Origin of the sequence: Fictibacillus enclensis, from assembly GCF_001457035.1 — a bacterium.
GTDB lineage: Bacteria > Bacillota > Bacilli > Bacillales > Fictibacillaceae > Fictibacillus_C > Fictibacillus_C enclensis.
This window is the reverse complement of sequence record NZ_KQ758617.1, coordinates 1737049-1754088: the sequence shown is the minus strand read 5'-3', so window position 1 is coordinate 1754088 and position 17040 is coordinate 1737049. Positions and strand designations below refer to the sequence as shown.

Below are 17040 nucleotides of genomic sequence, written 5' to 3'. Positions count from 1 at the left end.
TGGTATGATTTTTAATGAATATAAAAAGCCCTTCGGATGAAGGGCTTGGTCCGTCCTTAACTATTCAAACTTTAATGGGTCGCCTTCAAACGGCTCGTCTGCTACTTTGATTGAATCAGTAGGGCAGCCTTCGAACGCGTCCTGCATATCATCGACCAGTACATCTGGAATTTCAACGATACCCTGGTTTTCATCAAGAGTAACAAAAGCGATCCCTTCATCATCATAATCATAAATATCAGGGGCGGCAGCTCCACAAGCTCCACAGGCAATGCAAGTGTCTTTGTCTACAATTGTGTACTTTGGCATATTTAAAACCTCCTAATCATGGTAAAACGATACAATATATTACGTATACATGCAAATTGTAATACTTCAATATATGTGTGCTATACATATTGTAAGTTATTCTCTACCATTATTTCAATAGAAAAAATGATCGTTTGTGCAAACACTCCTCGAATACTTCCGATTCCCCTGCAGTTTCTTCACAGAACAAGCAACCCATAGTTAAGCTTTTTCATGTAAACTATAAGCGTGGTGATAAAACAATGAATATGACAGAAGGACTTCTTCTATACTTGATTAAAAAATTTAACGGGGAACGCAGCCTTTCAGGTCTTCTCCACATGCTTAATGGAAAAAAGACGTCACAAACCCTCTCAGACGGCCACTTGTTCAATATTTCATCTTTTTTTGGAATATTGCCCGGTCTTCGCCGGAATGAGGCTGAACATACGGCTGCAGAGCTGCTGAAAAGAGGGTGGGTGTGTCTGGAGAATGATCGCTATACGATAACGGATAAAGGGGCACAGGTGACTGAAGATTTTTTTAATCTGCATCCTTACCTGTTTATGTTTGATGGCATGCGCTACAAACAGGCTGAGCAGCCTTTCTACCAGTTGCTAACACTTTACATACAATCACTTTCTCATGCGATCAGGCAGGATTTTTCTTTTTTGCCAGTTTCGCAGGATCCAGCTGTTCTTCATTCAGTAAAGGTGTGGTTCCCAAAAGGGGAAGATAGGCAGAAGGAAGCGGATCAGTTGTATAGGGAAATGTTAGCCCTTCTTAGTGAATGGGCCGATCTTGACGCGGAGAATTTTGTCCTGAGACTGAGCAGGCATAACCGGACAGGCTTAACGAATAAACAAGTTGCACAGATTCTTCAGATCCCGGAAGTGGAAGCACAGCTTCGTTTTCGTTCCATGCTTCACTTTCTTTTGAAAAGGGCCAAGGAGGCACATGAGGAGTACAAGGTGCTGAACAAATTGATGGCTGGTCTGGATCTGGACAAGCCGTTAACTCTTTCGGCACAAAAAACTTGGAATCTTTTGAACGAAGGAAAGAGCATGGAGCAAATCATTAATATTCGCAGGATGAAAAAAAGCACCATTGAAGATCATCTTGTTGAAATTGCCATCCATTATGACCGTTTTTCAATCGATCACTATGTTTCTTTGGAAGAACAGCAAAGGATTTTAAATGCTTATACTGTCCTTCAGACAAAAAAGCTGAAAGTGATTAAAGATAGACTGGAAGATATATCGTATTTTAAAATCAGGCTTGTCTTAGGAAAGGCGGGAGATATTCTTGGAACTTCAAACCCTGTTATATGAACGTTTTGGCTATCGTGAATTTCGTGCCGGCCAGCTTGAAGTCATTGAGGATATTCTGTGCAAACGAGATGTATTGGCAATGATGCCGACAGGAACAGGGAAATCTCTGTGCTACCAACTACCCGGATATGTTTTTTCAGGAGCGGTGCTCATAGTATCACCATTATTATCGCTGATGGAAGACCAGGTGGAACAACTGAAGCGGTCGGGAGAGAAAAGAGCGGTAGCCCTGAACAGCTTTATGGATTTTCAAGAAAAAAGAAGGGTTATGCGGAACCTTTACTATTACAAGTTTATTTATGTATCCCCAGAGATCCTGCAAAATGAATATATGATCAGAGAGTTAAAAAAACTATCGATCTCTCTTTTTGTAGTAGACGAAGCCCATTGCATTTCCCAGTGGGGACACGAATTCCGCACCAGCTATCTTAAACTTTCTTCCATACGGTCACAACTGGGCCAACCCCCATGTCTGGCATTGACGGCAACAGCAACACCCGAAGTCAGGAGGGACATTTGTGACAAGCTTGGAATTCCTTCATGCATAGAGCATGTGTACAGTGTAGACCGTCCAAATATTGCACTCGCCACCGAACAGCACCCGGTTCATATGGACAAGCTGAACCGGGCACTGGAGCTCGCTTCTACCCTGGAAGGACCCGGACTTTTATATGCTTCAACCCGGTCATGGGCAGAACAACTCGCAGAAATGCTTCGTGCGCATGGCAAGAGCAGGGTGGCTGCCTATCATGGAGGCCTTGAAAATGAAGACCGGCTGTTGATTCAAAAACAGTTTCTAAATGATGAGCTGGATCTGATTTGCTGCACGAACGCCTTTGGAATGGGCATCAATAAACCGAATATCCGTTACGTCATTCATTTTCATATGCCAGCCAATATTGAATCGTATGTACAGGAAATCGGACGGGCCGGAAGGGATGGTAAGCCCAGCCTTGCTGTGCTTTTGTACAGCTGCGGGGATACTGAACTTCCGGAAATGTTCATTGATCATGAGTATCCAAACGAAACCCAAGTCCTTCATTGCGCTTCGTGGCCTGCCGGTGACCCTCTTCAATTTTTAGAGATGCTCGAACGCATGGAAATGGGGGAGAGCGCGAGAAGATTTATGTTTTACCAATTTGAGGAGGAAGGTTATTTTTCCAGAACCAGACAGCTCTTGCCAGAAACGGCAAGAGATCGCATTTTATCAAAAATTCAACACAGAAAAGCGCACAAGCGCAAAAAACTGAATGAAATGGTAGAATGGACGAAAGGTGATTTCTGCAAACGGAAAAAAATCGGGGATATCTTTAGTGAAACCAGCCAAAGCATGAAAAGAAATTGCTGCAGTTTTTGCCATTTGGACCTCGGTCTTTTTTATAGAAAAGAAGAAAAGGAACGTTCTTTTGAAGAGCATATGAGCTGGCAAAAGGAGCTTCGATATATTTTTAATCAGGAAAGCGATGGTGTTCATGAAGAAGTGGGATCAATCTGCGCTGATCCGGCAAATGAGCGACAAGGAGCTGCGACTTAATATATATGTGTCCCAGGGAGTTTTTCTGGCTGCGGGAACATTGATTATGCTGTTTACCGGGTTTCATCTGGAGAGGTTCAGGTGGGGAGTGTTTCCTGTACTTGTACTCGGTCTGGGGACAGCTCTTCTGGTGGTGCTGGTCAATCTGCTGCTTCATTTGATTTTACCCGAAAGAATGCTCGATGATGGCGGCATCAATGAACGGATTTTCAGAAAGGTCCCGATTTGGCATATTGCCTTTTTGACGGCTGTGATCTCGTTTTCCGAAGAGTGGCTGTTCCGCGGTGCCATTCAGCCTCTATTGGGTTTGAGCCTAACGAGTTTACTATTTGCTGTACTCCATGTACGATATATAAAAAAGCCAGTTCTATTCATAGCAGCGGTTCTATTAAGTTTTCTGCTCGGATACTTATATGAAAAAACCAACAATTTAGTTATACCCATGACTGCACATTTTTTTATTGATTTCCTGCTTGGCCTTCTTATCTCTAAAGGCTGGCTGATTTCCCGAAACAATCGGGCTGGAAACGGAGGTGGTTTTTTTGAAGAACGTGAGTGAGGAGACCGGACTGATTCAGGATCGTCCACTGCCTTCGAGAAAAGAATTTCATCAAAGAAAAGCGAAAAGGATCAACGGGACACAAGCCGGAGAAAAGACACCCCCTGCGCCTTCAACTCCGGAAAAGAAAAAACGGCTGCCGCTAACCCGGAGCCTCCTTCTGGCATTTATGCTGCTTGTTGTTTTTATTCTTACTTATAATCTCTGGTTTCCGAAAGTCATGAATCCGATTAACGGTAAAGATGATGTTCAAAAAGTGCAGATCGAATCTCATAATTAAGCTGACGGCATAACTGCCGTCAGCTTTTTTTCATGAACAAAAACAGGAAGCCCATTCGGAATGATTTAATTGGCAGAAGCATAATTTGAAGCAGGAGGGGGCTTATATGAATGCATTGAACAATTGGAAGGTCGAGCCTTATATTTCGGACATTTGCAAAGTGGTTCTCCAAACGTTAATCGAAAAAAAGGAACGAAAAGACCAGCTTGACAAGCAGATGAAATGGTGGGCCTTTTACAGTTCACTCATGGGGTGCTTAAGCTTGATTTATTTGTATGGATTTAAGTGGAATGAGGCAGAAAGTGTGCGGGCGGCAGTGGCATCCCTGGCAGGTGACCAGATGGTTTGGTTTATTTTTGTTTACTTTTTGCTGGCAGGGGTTCAGTGGAAACGGATGAAAAAGAAATGTTCAAAAGCGGATGAAGAGTTTGAAAGCATACGGAAAGAGATCGTAGAGCGTGGCGACGATTTATGGCCAAGACCTGACATGTGGAATAACAGGCACCAGGTCATGGAGTTTATAAAATCAGAATACAACATTAATCTGTATCACAAATGAAAGGTTAGACGGCACATGGGCAGCCAAAGAAGAAATAATCGGCAATTGCATGTTTTTCCGAATTGATCACGACAAAATGGTCATCCAGCGTTTCAATCCTTCCGAAAGCAATGGTTTGATGGGCCAGAGGGCAATAAACTTCAACGGGAAGACCCAGTTTTTCGTTATATTCAAGATCTTTATTTAACACGAGAGATTTTGTCTTGATTTTTAATAAAGTCATGCTGTTCCTCTCCAATCTATTTGAAATTTATCGGTTTGTAATTTTAATGATAAGTCAATTTTACAGGATTTACAATAAGAGATTTTTAAATATTCTCATAATTTTAATAAAGATGGCCCTGCTCATGTAAATAGTGAGACGGGAAAATTTACATGTTGGGGAGGAAAAATAGGGTATGTTTGTGAAAAGTCATATGGTTCCATTGAGGAAAACACATTTTATCCAAAAGAATGCATCAGTCCAGGAGGCATTGGATTTGATGGAAAAACATGACCTGGATGGCATACCGGTTGTTGAGGAAAAACGCTATCAGGGAATCATCACACGCCACTTCATCTATGAGTCCTGCTTCATAAGCTCTTTGTCAAAAGAGCAATTTTTGCTGAAAACAAAAGCCGGGGAAATTTCAAGGTACAAAAACCAGGCTGTGTCTGAGGATGAAATGTTTGAACAAACGCTTCTTATGGTCAACGACATGCCAATCGTTGCGGTAGCGGATAAACATAATGTGCTCCTTGGCATTATCACAAGGTATGATGTGCTTGAACAGTTTCAAAGCGCGTTTGGCATGAAAATGCCTGGAGTGCGAATCGCCTTTGCCTCTTTGGAAGCGGAAGGAAGGATTGCGAGACTGTCTGAAATTACAAAACAATTTCATGAAAACATTATTTCGTTAACCACTTTTGATGAGACGGATAAATTGGTCAGAAGGATGGTGATGAAGGTAGAAAAAACCCCTAACCTTAATAAATTTACGGAAAAGCTCAGCCAGTCCGGATTCAGGATTTTAAGCATACATGAAGATTGAGACGGCCCTTAATTTAGGGCTGTCCTTTTTAGCAATTTTCAGTTAAAATGTGTTTTACCAAACAGCATATTAGGGGAATGAAAAATAAAATCTCCAAATAAAAAAAGAGTATTCAGTAAAAATTGGTTTTTCTCCGGATTCCTGAAATTTTACACCAGTAAATCTGTCCGCTATACTAATAGGTATAATCAGCTATTGGAGGATATAGAAATGGCATCACCGGAAGGAAAATACAATATAAAAGCCGTGTCTAAAATGCTTGGCATCCAGGCAGGAACACTTCGTGCATGGGAGCGGAGATATTCGATCATTGAGCCCAAGAGAAACGAAGCGGGTCACCGGCTTTATACTGATGAACATATCTATATTATCAAATGGCTTATGAATAAAATTAAACATGGTTTTACAATAAGCCAGGCAGTCGACCTGCTGGAACACCATGGGAATAAAATATCACAGATTGTTGTGGAAAGCAGTGGGCAGAAGGATGTAGCAATGCAGCTGTCGGACGAGCTTCTTTCCGCTCTGATGTCATTCAATGAGCGCAAAGCCAAGGAAGTGATGGACAGGGCTTTCAGCCTTTTTACTCTCGAAAAAGTGACCATCGACATTCTGGGTTCATTGCTTGTTAAGGTAGGTGACATGTGGGAAAACCAAAAAATAACGGTGGCCCATGAGCACTATGCCTCCAGCTTTTTAAAAGGGAAGATTGGTAATATTATGTTTCATCTTCCTGTGGACAGCTATCTTCCAAGGGTGATAGCAGTATGCGGACTAAAAGAGACTCACGAACTGGGCCTTTTGATTTTTACACTTTACCTGCGGCAAAAAGGATTTGAGGTGATTTACCTCGGTGAAGGCATCCCTCCTGAAGATCTCGATACTGTCATCCGGGAGGTTGATCCTAAATTGCTATTTGTTTCCTGCACCATCGAAGAGCATTTGCTGTCAACAGTTGAATGGATAGAGCAGGCGGCATATCACCATCCCTCCCTCCAAATTGGCTTGGGAGGCCTGGGACTTGAATATTTATCCAATGATATAAAAACCAAATTTAAAGACATTATAATAGGGAACACCAAAACGGAATGGGATCAATGGATTCACCAAAAATTAAAAGAAGAAAAACGACCGCCTCTTTGGTCACAGAAGTGAGAGGATCATTAATCACCAACTGCCTTCTCACTCATATAGTGTAAGTAAAGAGATGCGGAATCGAATGTAAGGGGGACCAGAAATGCGGGTAGAGCGATTAACTTATAACAAGATCAAAATCTTCCTAACGTTTGATGATTTAAAGGAACGCGGAATATCCAAAGATGAGATATGGCAGGACATTCCAAAAGTTCACCAATTATTCCGAGACATGATGACCGAAGCAGACGATGAAGTAGGGTTTAAAGCAGACGGACCGATCGCTGTTGAAGTTTTTGCTTTACCGGCGCAAGGAATGGTGGTCATTGTGACAAAAGGGCATAACGAGTATGAACTTGAAGATGAATACGATGATGACTATATTGAAATGCAGGTTACACTTGATGAAAGTGACGAAATCTTCTATGAGTTTTCTTCCTTTGAAGATGTGATTGCACTAGCACAACGCCTGAAACCTTTAAATTTGGATGCTGGCGTTCTCTACTCGTTCGAAAATTGTTTTTACTTGAAATTTGAAGAACATGACCTTACAGAAATCGAATTGGATACTTTGATTGCGCTGATGGCCGAGTTTGGCAGTTCATCTACGATTACGAGCCACAGGGTGATCGAATACGGAAAAGCACTGATGGACAGTCATGCGATTTCGCAAATTAATAAGTATTTTAATTAAGCTCCCGTCCAAACGGGAGTTTTTTTAGTTCAAAAGGCGGTGTTTGCTATTACATCAAGCACTAAACGTGGTATGATAGATTGGATTTCCTCAAAGAAAAGCTCATACGGAGTGGCAGGGAATATACTGATAATACATATATTTTGGGTAGGAGTGATTCTTAACAATGAAGATTGCAGTATTATATGGCGGCATATCTGCTGAACGAGAGGTTTCCATCTCCTCCGGCAAACAAATCATCAATGCTCTTGAAAGCAGAGGACATGAAGTGATTGGTGTTGACTTTCATCCCGACCGTCTCGATGACATTATTCATCTTGATGTGGATGCTGTTTTTATAGGATTGCACGGGCGTTATGGCGAAGACGGCCGCTTGCAAAGCTTGCTTGATATGCTGAAAATTCCATATGTCGGTTCAGGCGTTCTAGCCTCTGCTCTTGCAATGGATAAAGCAAGGTCCAAGCAGTTTTTTAAGAATGCCGGTATCCGCATCGCTCAAGAAGTGGTTCTGGAGAAAAAGCTGTATAAGGAAGATCAGCTGGATGTGCCATTCGGTTTTCCTTTGGTGGTCAAACCCAACCATGAAGGCTCCACCATTGGGTTAACGATTGCAAAGGACGAAGAAGAAATGCTGAAGGGAATTTCTACAGCCATGCTTCACGATCAGACCGTCCTGATTGAAGAATTTATCTCAGGAAAAGAAGTAACCGTAGCGGTTATGGGAGATAAAGGGGATGTCAAAGCTCTTCCTGTTGTTGAAATTGTCCCGAAAAATGAATATTACGATTATGAATCTAAATATGCCGCAGGCGGCAGCGTCCATTATGTTCCTGCACGTCTCGATGAAGATACAACAGCTTTGCTTCAAAAGCAAGCGGTGGATGCTCATGAAGTATTGGGATGCGAGGTTTATTCACGTGTAGACTTTATCGTTCCGGGAGATGGAACCGATCCAGTTATTCTTGAAGTAAATACTCTTCCTGGCATGACACCTACAAGCTTATTTCCGGATGCGGCAAAAGAAGCAGGTCTTTCTTACCCTGAAATGATTGAACAGCTTGTTTCGCTTTCACTAAAAAAATAAAAGTTGCCCTTCTGTTGGAACAGAAGGGCTTTATTGCTGACTTTTTTGCGGATGGGAAAAAAGTACCGTAAGCGCTTACGTTTTTCGGGACATTCTTCAAAATTCCCTTCTCATGGAGCAAACAAAGGTGTATACTGTCTCTGAAGATTGACTAAACTTTAGAGGTGACATTAATGGGAGGTAAACAAATGACTGCCCAAAACGCAGCAGATCACAAATCAGAAAATCATGAAAATAACAATGTGCTAACCGCAACACAATCTGTGATTGGGGAAGCATTGGATAAATTGGGATACCCTGAAGAAGTATTTGAGTTGTTGAAAGAGCCCATCCGTATGCTGACTGTCCGCATTCCTGTAAAAATGGATGACGGATCCACTAAAATTTTTACAGGTTACCGTTCTCAGCACAATGACTCTGTCGGACCTACAAAGGGTGGCGTGAGATTCCATCCAAGTGTAACCGAAACAGAAGTAAAAGCGCTTTCGATTTGGATGAGCCTTAAGGCTGGAATTGTGGACCTTCCTTATGGAGGCGGTAAGGGGGGCATTATTTGCGACCCGAGAAACATGTCATTCCGCGAGCTTGAACGCTTAAGCCGCGGTTATGTTCGCGCAATCAGCCAGCTTGTAGGTCCTACAAAAGATATTCCTGCTCCAGATGTATTCACGAACTCCCAGATTATGGCGTGGATGATGGACGAATACAGCCGGATCCGCGAGTTTGATTCTCCTGGATTCATCACCGGTAAACCATTGGTTCTCGGCGGATCCCATGGACGTGAAACCGCTACGGCAAAAGGTGTGACCATCTGCATCCGTGAAGCCGCTGCAAAACGCGGTTTTTCCCTTGAGGGTGCGCGTGTCGTCATTCAGGGATTTGGAAACGCAGGAAGCTTCCTGGCGAAATTCATGCATGATACTGGCGCAAAAGTAATTGGAATCTCCGATGCCTATGGTGCCCTGCACGATCCGGATGGACTGGACATCGACTATCTGCTGGAAAGACGCGACAGTTTTGGCACGGTTACCAAATTATTTAAAGACACCATATCCAATAAAGAACTATTGGAGCTGGATTGCGACATTCTGGTTCCGGCTGCCATTGAAAACCAGATCACAGCCGAGAATGCCCACAACATAAAAGCTTCCATCGTTGTGGAAGCAGCAAATGGACCAACGACACTTGAAGGTACAAAAATCCTGACAGAACGCGGTATTCTCCTTGTACCGGATGTGCTGGCAAGTGCCGGCGGCGTAACCGTTTCTTATTTTGAATGGGTGCAAAACAACCAGGGCTACTACTGGACCGAGGAAGAAGTCGAGAAGAAGCTTGAAACCGTGATGGTCAAGTCATTCAATAACGTGTATACAACCTCAACGAACCGCAAAGTGAACATGCGGCTTGCCGCCTACATGGTCGGTGTCCGCAAAATGGCGGAAGCTTCCCGCTTCCGCGGATGGATTTAATTTTTTGCAAATAACGGTTCAATCCCCTATCATTACTTTCAGATAGGGGATTTTTTTGTTTTTGGATAATTCAATCCTCTGATTGAATACTATGGTTGTGCAGACAAAAGATCCCTACAGATAAAGACCAGGAGAGTGGAGAAATGAAGTACGATGTTGTGATTATAGGCGGGGGTCCCTGCGGTTTATCCGCAGCAATCGCCGTCAAAGAAAAAGGACTATCCTATTTGGTCATTGAAAAGGGGAACATTGTAGAGAGCATCTACAACTATCCGACCCATCAAACCTTTTTTAGTACCAGTGAAAAGCTCGAAATAGGAAATATGCCTTTTGTGAATGAAGAAAGAAAACCAAGAAGAATCCATGCTTTAACCTACTATCGAGAAGTGGCGAAGCGGAAGGAAATTAACATTCATACGTATGAGAAGGTCACCGGGGTAGAGAGAATCAATGACGCTGAATTCACTGTCCAGACCGAAACGGTAAAAGGTGAACAGCATGAATATTCCTCTGGTGCCGTCATCATCGCCACAGGCTATTACGATAATCCGACGTACATGAATGTAAAAGGTGAGGACCAGGGACACGTTTTCCATTATTTTAAAGAAGGACATCCATACTATGATAAAGACATAACCGTCATTGGGGGAAAAAATTCAGCGGTCGATACGGCGCTTGAATTGCAGAAAGCCGGGGCGAGGGTTACGGTTCTTTACCGTGGAGAGGACTATTCCCCAAGTGTAAAACCGTGGGTGCTTCCCGATTTTGTATCCCATGTGAATCATGGAAGAATTGCAATGCACTTTGGAGCAAATGTGCTTGAAATCGGGGAAGACCATGTCATCTATGAGAAAAATGGAGAAGAAGCTTCAGTGAAAGCTGACTTTGTATTCGCAATGACCGGGTATCATCCTGATCATAGTTTTCTGCATAAAATCGGCATCGATATCGACAAGGAGACCGGCCGTCCGGCACACCATCCGGAAACCATGGAAACGAACGTTAAAAATGTGTTCATTTGCGGGGTCATTGCTGCCGGAAACAACGCCAATGAAATTTTCATTGAAAATGGCAGGTTTCATGGCCATCTCATTGCAGAAGCCCTTACAGCTCCACGGCAATAACGTGGGGCTTTTTTTTTTTTTACAATTTCCTGCAAACCCGCTGTGTTATGATACGAAAGAGGTGTATACATATGACAAAAAAAGTGGCATTAATAACGACAGGCGGAACGATTGCCAGCAAGCCGAATGAAACGTCAGGACTTTTGTCTTCGGGCGCTCTTACAGGAGAAGAGCTTGCTGACATGATTGAACTTCCCAGCGACATTGAAGTGAAAATATTTTCGCTGTTTCAGGTTCCAAGCATGCACATGACTTTTGATCATTTGAAGGTGTTGAAAGAAGCAATTGAAAATCTGTACCGTGAGGATCAATATGACGGTGTGGTAATCACCCATGGTACCGACAGCATCGAAGAAACCGCATATTTCCTTGATTTGACGGTAGCAGATGAGCGTACAGTGGTCGTTACCGGTTCTCAACGATCACCGGGAGAAACCGGAAGCGACTCCTACACAAATATGCGCCATGCGATTTACACTGCCTGTGATCCGGACTTAAAGGGTTCTGGCACCGTAGTGGTGTTCAATGAACGGATTTTTAGTGCCAGGTATGTAAAAAAGGTGCATGCGTCCAATCTTCAGGGCTTTAATTCATTTGGATTTGGCTATCTGGGGATTATTGATAATGATAAAGTGGTTCCCTATCAAAAACCGATCGGCCGGGAAGTATACCCCCTCCACAAGGAAGTACCTCAAGTGGATATTATCAAATGCTATATTGGTGCTGACGGGAAATTTATCAAAGCGGCAATGGATAGCGGGGTAAAGGGACTTGTCCTAGAAGGAGCCGGTCGCGGCCAGGTGGCCCCGCTGATGATGGAAGCGATCGTGGATGCAGTGAAATCAGGCATTCACGTCGTAATCACCACCAGTTCAGAAGAAGGTCAAGTGTATCCGACGTATGACTACCTGGGAAGCACATATGACCTGGTTGAGAACGGTGTAATCCTCGGCAAGGATTATGACAGCAAAAAAGCAAGAATCCGGCTTGCCGTTCTGCTTGCCGCACAGGAGCAAGACCCCATCAATAGCCTTTTCTAATCAATTGACACCAGCGCTTGTCGGACCTGGGCAAGGTGCTGAAGCTTTTCTTTTGTAAAATTGACAATTTGTTTATAAAACGGGTCTTGTTGTTCCCATTCTTCTTTTTCCATGGTACGATGAATGAAAACAGCTGAAAAGAGGGCTGCTATGTTTGGAATCATTTCGGCAGGGCTCGCACCTGCTATTGCCCTGCTTGCTTTTTTTTATCTGAAAGATAAATACGAGACAGAGCCTGTATCAATGGTGATCCGTTTATATATTTTCGGGGCTTTGCTTGTTTTTCCCGTAATGGTGATTCAATTTGGATTTAAAGAAGAACTTATGGTGTCACCGCTGACGGATGGAATCCTATTGTCGGCGCTGCTTGAAGAGTTTCTAAAATGGTTTTTGGTTTTTTATTGTGCCTATATGCATGCCGAATTTAATGAGCCATATGACGGTATTGTGTATGCAGTATCTTTATCCCTTGGATTTGCATCCATGGAAAACATATTCTATTTGTATGTTCATGGTGTGAATGAAGCATTGGGAAGAGCATTGATGCCTGTATCCAGCCATGCGCTGTTTGGCGTTATCAGCGGATACTACTTTGGAAAAGCCAAGTTTTCATCCGGCTCCAAGAAAAAATGGCTTCTCGTGTTTTCTGTAATCATTCCGTTTGCTTTGCACGGAGTATATAATTGGATTTTATTGGCATTTGAACAGGATTTTTTAATTGCCATGCTTCCATTCATGCTGTTCCTATGGTGGCTGGGGTTAAAAAAGGTAAAACTCGCCAATGCACACAAAACCGCCTGGCTGGCAAGGCAAAAAAATATTGGTTCGTAAAAACCCGAAGAGGCATTCTTCGGGTTTTTTCTATGCGTTTCTTTTTGTATAAAATGCTGAGATTTACAAAAGCTAACACCATCATACAAAGCTGAGAATATTTCACAGGAGGCACTTTCCATGAAGAAATCAATGCGTTACATAAAGCGAACGCTGTTGTTTTTAATTGCGATATTTTGTTTTTTGACCGGATTTACTCCGGAAACCACTCATGCTTTTACCCCTCAAGTCATTCAAAAAGGAGCAACGGGTGATGATGTGATCGAGCTTCAATCCAGACTGCAGTATATCGGTTTCTATAATGGTCCGATAGACGGTGTCTTTAGCTGGAGAACGTATTGGGCCCTCCGCAATTTTCAGTATGAAAATAGGCTGAAAGTGGACGGTCTCGCCGGTTTTACAACAAAAAAGAAACTGGCGGATCAAACAAAATTTGATTATGGATGGGTGCATAAGCAAATCCGTAAAGGCAACAAATTCACCACCTATGGTGGAGTACCGAAAGAAACACAAGTCAAAAAATCAACAGGCAAAACCGGTGCCGGTGCAAAAGGAACACCCGCCAAACAGGGAGCCAAGGGAAATGCTGCAAAGCCTGGTGCAAAAGCAGCAGTAAAGGTTCGCACACCAAAGCAGGGAGCAAATATTCCGGACGGTTATTCACAGAATGATATCAATTTAATGGCAAATGCCGTTTATGGCGAATCACGTGGAGAACCGTATATCGGTCAAGTCGCTGTAGCAGCGGTCATCATCAACCGGGTGGAAAGCTCCGAATTTCCGAATACTGTTTCAGGAGTTATTTTTGAACCGGGAGCCTTTACAGCAGTGGCGGATGGCCAAATTTATTTAACTCCGAATGAAAAGGCAAAGAAAGCCGTCATGGATGCCTTGAATGGCTGGGATCCAACCGGTGAAGCACTTTATTACTTTAACCCGGATACGGCCACATCAGGCTGGATTTGGACACGGCCTCAAATTAAAAAAATTGGTAAGCACATCTATACCAAATAACGGAGGTGATTTCCTTGATACGAAATGCATTGATTGCTCTTTTAGTAGTAGCCGTTGCAGGTACAGGGTATTGGGGATATAAACAGCAGCAGGAAAAGAACGCGATACGAATTCAGTCGGAAAATAATTATCAGCGCGCGTTCCATGATTTGAACTTTAATATGGATGCGCTGCACGACAAAATTGGGGAGACGCTCGCCATGAACTCCAAGCGCCAGATCTCCCCAACATTGGCCCAGGTATGGCGCTTAACGTCTGAAGCTCACAATAATGTGGGACAGCTGCCCCTTGGATTGCTACCGTTTAATAAAACGGAAGATTTTCTAACGAAGATGGGAGATTTCAGTTACCGTGTTTCATTGCGGGATTTGGAAAAAAAGCCGCTCAGCAATAAGGAATACAATAAATTGAAAGAACTTTACGCAAACTCCTCCAATATTCAGGATGAGTTGCGTAAAACCGAAGCAGTCGCGAGCAAAAAGGATATACGCTGGACGGATGTGGAAATGGCATTGTCCAAAAAAGACCAGCCACACGACAATACGATCATTGACGGCTTCAAAACGGTTGACAAATCTGCGCAAGGATTTGGTGAAACCGACTTTGGGCCGGAAGTGGCGAGCATGCATAATGCGAAAAAGCGAAATGTGAACAAGCTCGAAGGCCGAAACATCACAAAGGAAGAAGCGAAAAAAGAAGCGATTAAGTTCTTCCAATTAAAGAAGAATGTGAAGATTACTGTAAAGGAAACGGGTAAAGGTTCTCAATACCGGGCGTATTCCATTACGATGTATAACCCGGATACAAAAGCTACCACATATATGGATGTGACCAAAAAAGGCGGATACCCGCTCTGGGTTCTTCAGGATCGTAAAGTGGGAGCTCAAAAAATCAGTGTGAACAAAGCACAAAAAGAAGCCATTTCGTTTCTTAACATGCACATGAAGAGCAAAATGGAAGTGGTTTCGGCAAACCAGTATGACAATATTGCTGTATTTACCTTTGTCAGCACAAAAGACGGAGTGAGAATTTATCCTGACACGGTCTCCATCAAAGTCGCACTCGACAATGGTGATATCATGGGGTACCAGGGCACAGATTTCCTCACTTCCCATTATGACAGGAAGATTCCGGCTGCAAAAATTACGGAGCAGCAGGCAAGAACGAAGCTGAACCCGAAATTTAAAGTGATGGAAAAGCACATGGCCATCATTCAGAATGACGTTAAACAGGAAGTGTACTGTTATGAATTCCTCGGTGTGATCGGTGATGAAACGTACATCATTTATATCAGCGCGCAAAATGGTGATGAAGAGCAAGTGAAGAAATTGCGAGAAGGGCAGCCGGATTACGCTTCCATGTAAAAGGAAAGGAAAAGTCAGAGATTTTTTCGAAGGGAAAAATCATTGGCTTTTCCTTTTTTCCATGGGTTTAAAGTGTATAGTGAGACCGGGGATTGGTTATATTAGTCCCAAATATGGAGGGGAATGGCCATGAGAAAAGTAGAAAATCTGCTCGTAAAGCTTGCTCTGATTCATCTGGTTTTTCTTCTATTGTCGCAATGGGTGCTGACACATGACAGCTGGAAGAGGAATGTCAATAAGAGTATTTATTATGAAGGGGTCATCAAAGGAAACCAGCCAAGGACAACCGAGACCATAGACCACCAATAAGCTTTATGGTATAGTTAATGGCGGAAAGTTACCTATGAATAGTGATGCTTTTAAGCTTACAAAAAGCAGGGTGATTACCTGCTTTTGTTCGTATGGTACCAAAATATGTTGTTTGATAAGCAGGAGGAAACATGAACAAGAAATTAAAAATCGCCATTGACGGACCGGCCGGAGCGGGTAAAAGCACAGTCGCCAAATTGGTCGCGGATCAGCTTTCCTACATTTACATAGATACAGGAGCAATGTATCGTGCACTTACTTATAAAGCACTGAAAACCAGCAGTAATTTACATGATGGCAGCGTTTTGCAGTCTCTTCTAAAAGAGACGGAGATCGAGCTTGAGATCACCGATGCCGGACAGGCTGTCATTCTTGACGGTAGAAATGTTTCGGAGGAAATTCGAAGCGCAGAGGTCACGAATAATGTTTCTTTTGTTGCCACTCCCCAGGAAGTGCGTGAGGAGATGGTCCGCCGGCAGCAAAAATTGGCAGCCCAGGGCGGGGTCGTGATGGATGGCCGTGACATTGGCACACACGTTATGCCGGATGCAGAACTGAAGGTATTCCTGGTGGCATCCGTGGAAGAGCGTGCCAAGCGAAGATATGAAGAGAATCGGAATAAAGGGTACGAAACCAGCTTGGAACAACTAAAAGAAGAAATCAGCCTGCGCGATAAGCGTGACTCTGAGCGGGAATTTGCTCCTTTGAAAAAAGCAGATGACGCAATAGAGCTTGACACCACATCAATGTCCATTCAAGATGTTGTTAATGAAATTCTTCATTTGGTGAGTGAAAGGGCTGAATAATAAGTGAACCTTTACAGATTTGGGAAGATGGTCTGCGGCGCATTTTTAAAAAGCATGTACCGCATCAAGGTTAGAGGGGTAGAAAATATTCCCCAAACCGGCGGGATTCTGCTCTGCAGCAACCATATTAATAATTTTGATCCTCCGCTCGTCGGAGTAGCCGCTTCAAGAGATGTTCATTTCATGGCCAAGGCAGAGCTTTTTGACATGCCCATCCTAAAAACGCTTCTCCCCACGATCAATGCATTTCCGGTCAAACGGGGAATGAGCGATAAGCAAGCGTTGAGAAACGGCCTGAATCTGCTAAAAGAAGGCAAGGTCCTCGGTCTTTTTCCTGAAGGCACAAGAAGCAAGACAGGAGAACTCGGACAGGGGCTTGCCGGTGCCGGTTTTTTTGCTTTAAAATCGGAAGCTGCAGTCGTTCCATGTGCCATTAAAGGAGAGTATAAGCGCGGCAAAACAGTTACCATAATTTTTGGTAAACCGATTGATTTTTCTGAAATGAGGGAGCAAAAAGCTTCCGCTAGGGACGCAACAAACCTTATAATGTTAAATATAGAAAAGCTTCTAAAGGAATCATCGTAAAAGG

At 43.2% G+C, this 17040-nt stretch carries 20 protein-coding genes; 18 read left to right on the top strand and 2 right to left on the bottom strand.

Going from position 1 to position 17040, the window contains the following annotated elements:
• Window positions 1-60 precede the first annotated feature (60 nt).
• Window positions 61-309, bottom strand: a complete 249-nt coding sequence (locus AS030_RS09015; RefSeq protein WP_061970751.1) for a ferredoxin — start codon at window positions 307-309, stop codon at window positions 61-63.
• Window positions 310-551: 242 nt separating this feature from the next.
• Between AS030_RS09015 and AS030_RS09010 the strand changes: the two genes are divergently transcribed.
• The 5 genes from AS030_RS09010 to AS030_RS08990 all read left to right on the top strand — a co-directional run bounded on the left by AS030_RS09010 (window position 552) and on the right by AS030_RS08990 (window position 4551).
• Window positions 552-1619 carry a YpbB family protein gene (locus AS030_RS09010; protein ID WP_061970749.1) on the top strand — a complete coding sequence of 356 codons (1068 nt, stop codon included), beginning with the start codon at window positions 552-554 and terminating at the stop codon, window positions 1617-1619.
• The gene (locus AS030_RS09005; protein ID WP_061970746.1) at window positions 1594-3153 is read left to right on the top strand and encodes a RecQ family ATP-dependent DNA helicase; all 1560 of its coding nucleotides are present in this window, start codon (window positions 1594-1596) and stop codon (window positions 3151-3153) included. The genes AS030_RS09010 and AS030_RS09005 overlap by 26 nt, the downstream gene beginning before the upstream one ends.
• On the top strand, window positions 3092-3712 hold the full coding sequence (locus tag AS030_RS09000) for a CPBP family intramembrane glutamic endopeptidase (protein ID WP_074440492.1): 621 nt from the start codon (window positions 3092-3094) through the stop codon (window positions 3710-3712). Before AS030_RS09005 ends, AS030_RS09000 begins: the two co-directional genes overlap by 62 nt.
• On the top strand, window positions 3696-3992 hold the full coding sequence (locus AS030_RS08995) for a hypothetical protein (RefSeq protein WP_061970736.1): 297 nt from the start codon (window positions 3696-3698) through the stop codon (window positions 3990-3992). Before AS030_RS09000 ends, AS030_RS08995 begins: the two co-directional genes overlap by 17 nt.
• 106 nt (window positions 3993-4098) lie before the next feature.
• Window positions 4099-4551, top strand: a complete 453-nt coding sequence (locus tag AS030_RS08990) for a DUF2663 family protein (protein ID WP_061970733.1) — start codon at window positions 4099-4101, stop codon at window positions 4549-4551.
• Between the two features lie 4 nt (window positions 4552-4555).
• Here the strand turns inward: AS030_RS08990 and AS030_RS08985 are convergent, their stop codons facing one another.
• Window positions 4556-4774: a hypothetical protein gene (locus AS030_RS08985; protein ID WP_061970731.1), complete on the bottom strand. Its 219-nt coding sequence runs from the start codon at window positions 4772-4774 to the stop codon at window positions 4556-4558.
• 175 nt (window positions 4775-4949) lie between these two features.
• On the opposite strand from AS030_RS08985, the gene AS030_RS08980 reads away from it, so the two are divergent.
• The 13 genes from AS030_RS08980 (at window position 4950) to AS030_RS08920 (ending at window position 17036) form a co-directional block, all read left to right on the top strand.
• Entirely contained in the window at window positions 4950-5582 is a 633-nt protein-coding gene (locus tag AS030_RS08980; protein WP_061970728.1) for a CBS domain-containing protein, read from the top strand.
• A gap of 210 nt (window positions 5583-5792) precedes the next feature.
• On the top strand, window positions 5793-6737 hold the full coding sequence (locus tag AS030_RS08975) for a MerR family transcriptional regulator (protein WP_061970726.1): 945 nt from the start codon (window positions 5793-5795) through the stop codon (window positions 6735-6737).
• Between the two features lie 82 nt (window positions 6738-6819).
• Window positions 6820-7410, top strand: coding sequence for a genetic competence negative regulator (locus AS030_RS08970; RefSeq protein ID WP_061970724.1), 591 nt, complete (start codon window positions 6820-6822; stop codon window positions 7408-7410).
• Between the two features lie 166 nt (window positions 7411-7576).
• Window positions 7577-8494 carry a D-alanine--D-alanine ligase family protein gene (locus AS030_RS08965; RefSeq protein WP_061970722.1) on the top strand — a complete coding sequence of 306 codons (918 nt, stop codon included), beginning with the start codon at window positions 7577-7579 and terminating at the stop codon, window positions 8492-8494.
• A 188-nt stretch (window positions 8495-8682) separates the two neighbouring features.
• A complete protein-coding gene (locus AS030_RS08960; protein ID WP_061970721.1) occupies window positions 8683-9963 on the top strand; it encodes a Glu/Leu/Phe/Val family dehydrogenase in 1281 nt (426 codons plus the stop codon).
• A 143-nt stretch (window positions 9964-10106) separates the two neighbouring features.
• Entirely contained in the window at window positions 10107-11087 is a 981-nt protein-coding gene (locus AS030_RS08955; RefSeq protein WP_061970719.1) for a YpdA family putative bacillithiol disulfide reductase, read from the top strand.
• 71 nt (window positions 11088-11158) lie between these two features.
• Window positions 11159-12127, top strand: coding sequence for an asparaginase (locus AS030_RS08950; RefSeq protein WP_061970717.1), 969 nt, complete (start codon window positions 11159-11161; stop codon window positions 12125-12127).
• A 150-nt stretch (window positions 12128-12277) separates the two neighbouring features.
• Entirely contained in the window at window positions 12278-12958 is a 681-nt protein-coding gene (prsW, locus tag AS030_RS08945) for a glutamic-type intramembrane protease PrsW (RefSeq protein WP_061970715.1), read from the top strand.
• A gap of 120 nt (window positions 12959-13078) precedes the next feature.
• Window positions 13079-13972 (top strand): spore cortex-lytic enzyme, encoded by an 894-nt coding sequence (gene sleB / locus AS030_RS08940; protein ID WP_061970713.1) that lies wholly within the window; start codon window positions 13079-13081, stop codon window positions 13970-13972.
• A 14-nt stretch (window positions 13973-13986) separates the two neighbouring features.
• Window positions 13987-15336 (top strand): germination protein YpeB, encoded by a 1350-nt coding sequence (gene ypeB, locus AS030_RS08935; protein WP_061970711.1) that lies wholly within the window; start codon window positions 13987-13989, stop codon window positions 15334-15336.
• Between the two features lie 129 nt (window positions 15337-15465).
• Window positions 15466-15645 (top strand): DUF5359 family protein, encoded by a 180-nt coding sequence (locus AS030_RS08930; protein WP_061970709.1) that lies wholly within the window; start codon window positions 15466-15468, stop codon window positions 15643-15645.
• A gap of 131 nt (window positions 15646-15776) precedes the next feature.
• Window positions 15777-16451 (top strand): (d)CMP kinase, encoded by a 675-nt coding sequence (gene cmk / locus AS030_RS08925; RefSeq protein WP_061970707.1) that lies wholly within the window; start codon window positions 15777-15779, stop codon window positions 16449-16451.
• Between the two features lie 3 nt (window positions 16452-16454).
• Window positions 16455-17036 (top strand): lysophospholipid acyltransferase family protein, encoded by a 582-nt coding sequence (locus AS030_RS08920; RefSeq protein WP_061970705.1) that lies wholly within the window; start codon window positions 16455-16457, stop codon window positions 17034-17036.
• Window positions 17037-17040: the final 4 nt, after the last annotated feature.

Coding starts and splice junctions, on each gene's coding strand:
- AS030_RS09015 (WP_061970751.1), bottom strand. CDS start 309: ATGCCAAAGTACACAATTGTAGACAAAGACACTTGCATTGCCTGTGGA.
- AS030_RS08965 (WP_061970722.1), top strand. CDS start 7,577: ATGAAGATTGCAGTATTATATGGCGGCATATCTGCTGAACGAGAGGTT.
- AS030_RS08980 (WP_061970728.1), top strand. CDS start 4,950: ATGTTTGTGAAAAGTCATATGGTTCCATTGAGGAAAACACATTTTATC.
- AS030_RS08970 (WP_061970724.1), top strand. CDS start 6,820: ATGCGGGTAGAGCGATTAACTTATAACAAGATCAAAATCTTCCTAACG.
- AS030_RS08990 (WP_061970733.1), top strand. CDS start 4,099: ATGAATGCATTGAACAATTGGAAGGTCGAGCCTTATATTTCGGACATT.
- AS030_RS08950 (WP_061970717.1), top strand. CDS start 11,159: ATGACAAAAAAAGTGGCATTAATAACGACAGGCGGAACGATTGCCAGC.
- AS030_RS08975 (WP_061970726.1), top strand. CDS start 5,793: ATGGCATCACCGGAAGGAAAATACAATATAAAAGCCGTGTCTAAAATG.
- AS030_RS08955 (WP_061970719.1), top strand. CDS start 10,107: ATGAAGTACGATGTTGTGATTATAGGCGGGGGTCCCTGCGGTTTATCC.
- sleB (WP_061970713.1), top strand. CDS start 13,079: ATGAAGAAATCAATGCGTTACATAAAGCGAACGCTGTTGTTTTTAATT.
- cmk (WP_061970707.1), top strand. CDS start 15,777: ATGAACAAGAAATTAAAAATCGCCATTGACGGACCGGCCGGAGCGGGT.
- AS030_RS08930 (WP_061970709.1), top strand. CDS start 15,466: ATGAGAAAAGTAGAAAATCTGCTCGTAAAGCTTGCTCTGATTCATCTG.
- AS030_RS09000 (WP_074440492.1), top strand. CDS start 3,092: ATGAAGAAGTGGGATCAATCTGCGCTGATCCGGCAAATGAGCGACAAG.
- AS030_RS08960 (WP_061970721.1), top strand. CDS start 8,683: ATGACTGCCCAAAACGCAGCAGATCACAAATCAGAAAATCATGAAAAT.
- AS030_RS08985 (WP_061970731.1), bottom strand. CDS start 4,774: ATGACTTTATTAAAAATCAAGACAAAATCTCTCGTGTTAAATAAAGAT.
- prsW (WP_061970715.1), top strand. CDS start 12,278: ATGTTTGGAATCATTTCGGCAGGGCTCGCACCTGCTATTGCCCTGCTT.
- AS030_RS09010 (WP_061970749.1), top strand. CDS start 552: ATGAATATGACAGAAGGACTTCTTCTATACTTGATTAAAAAATTTAAC.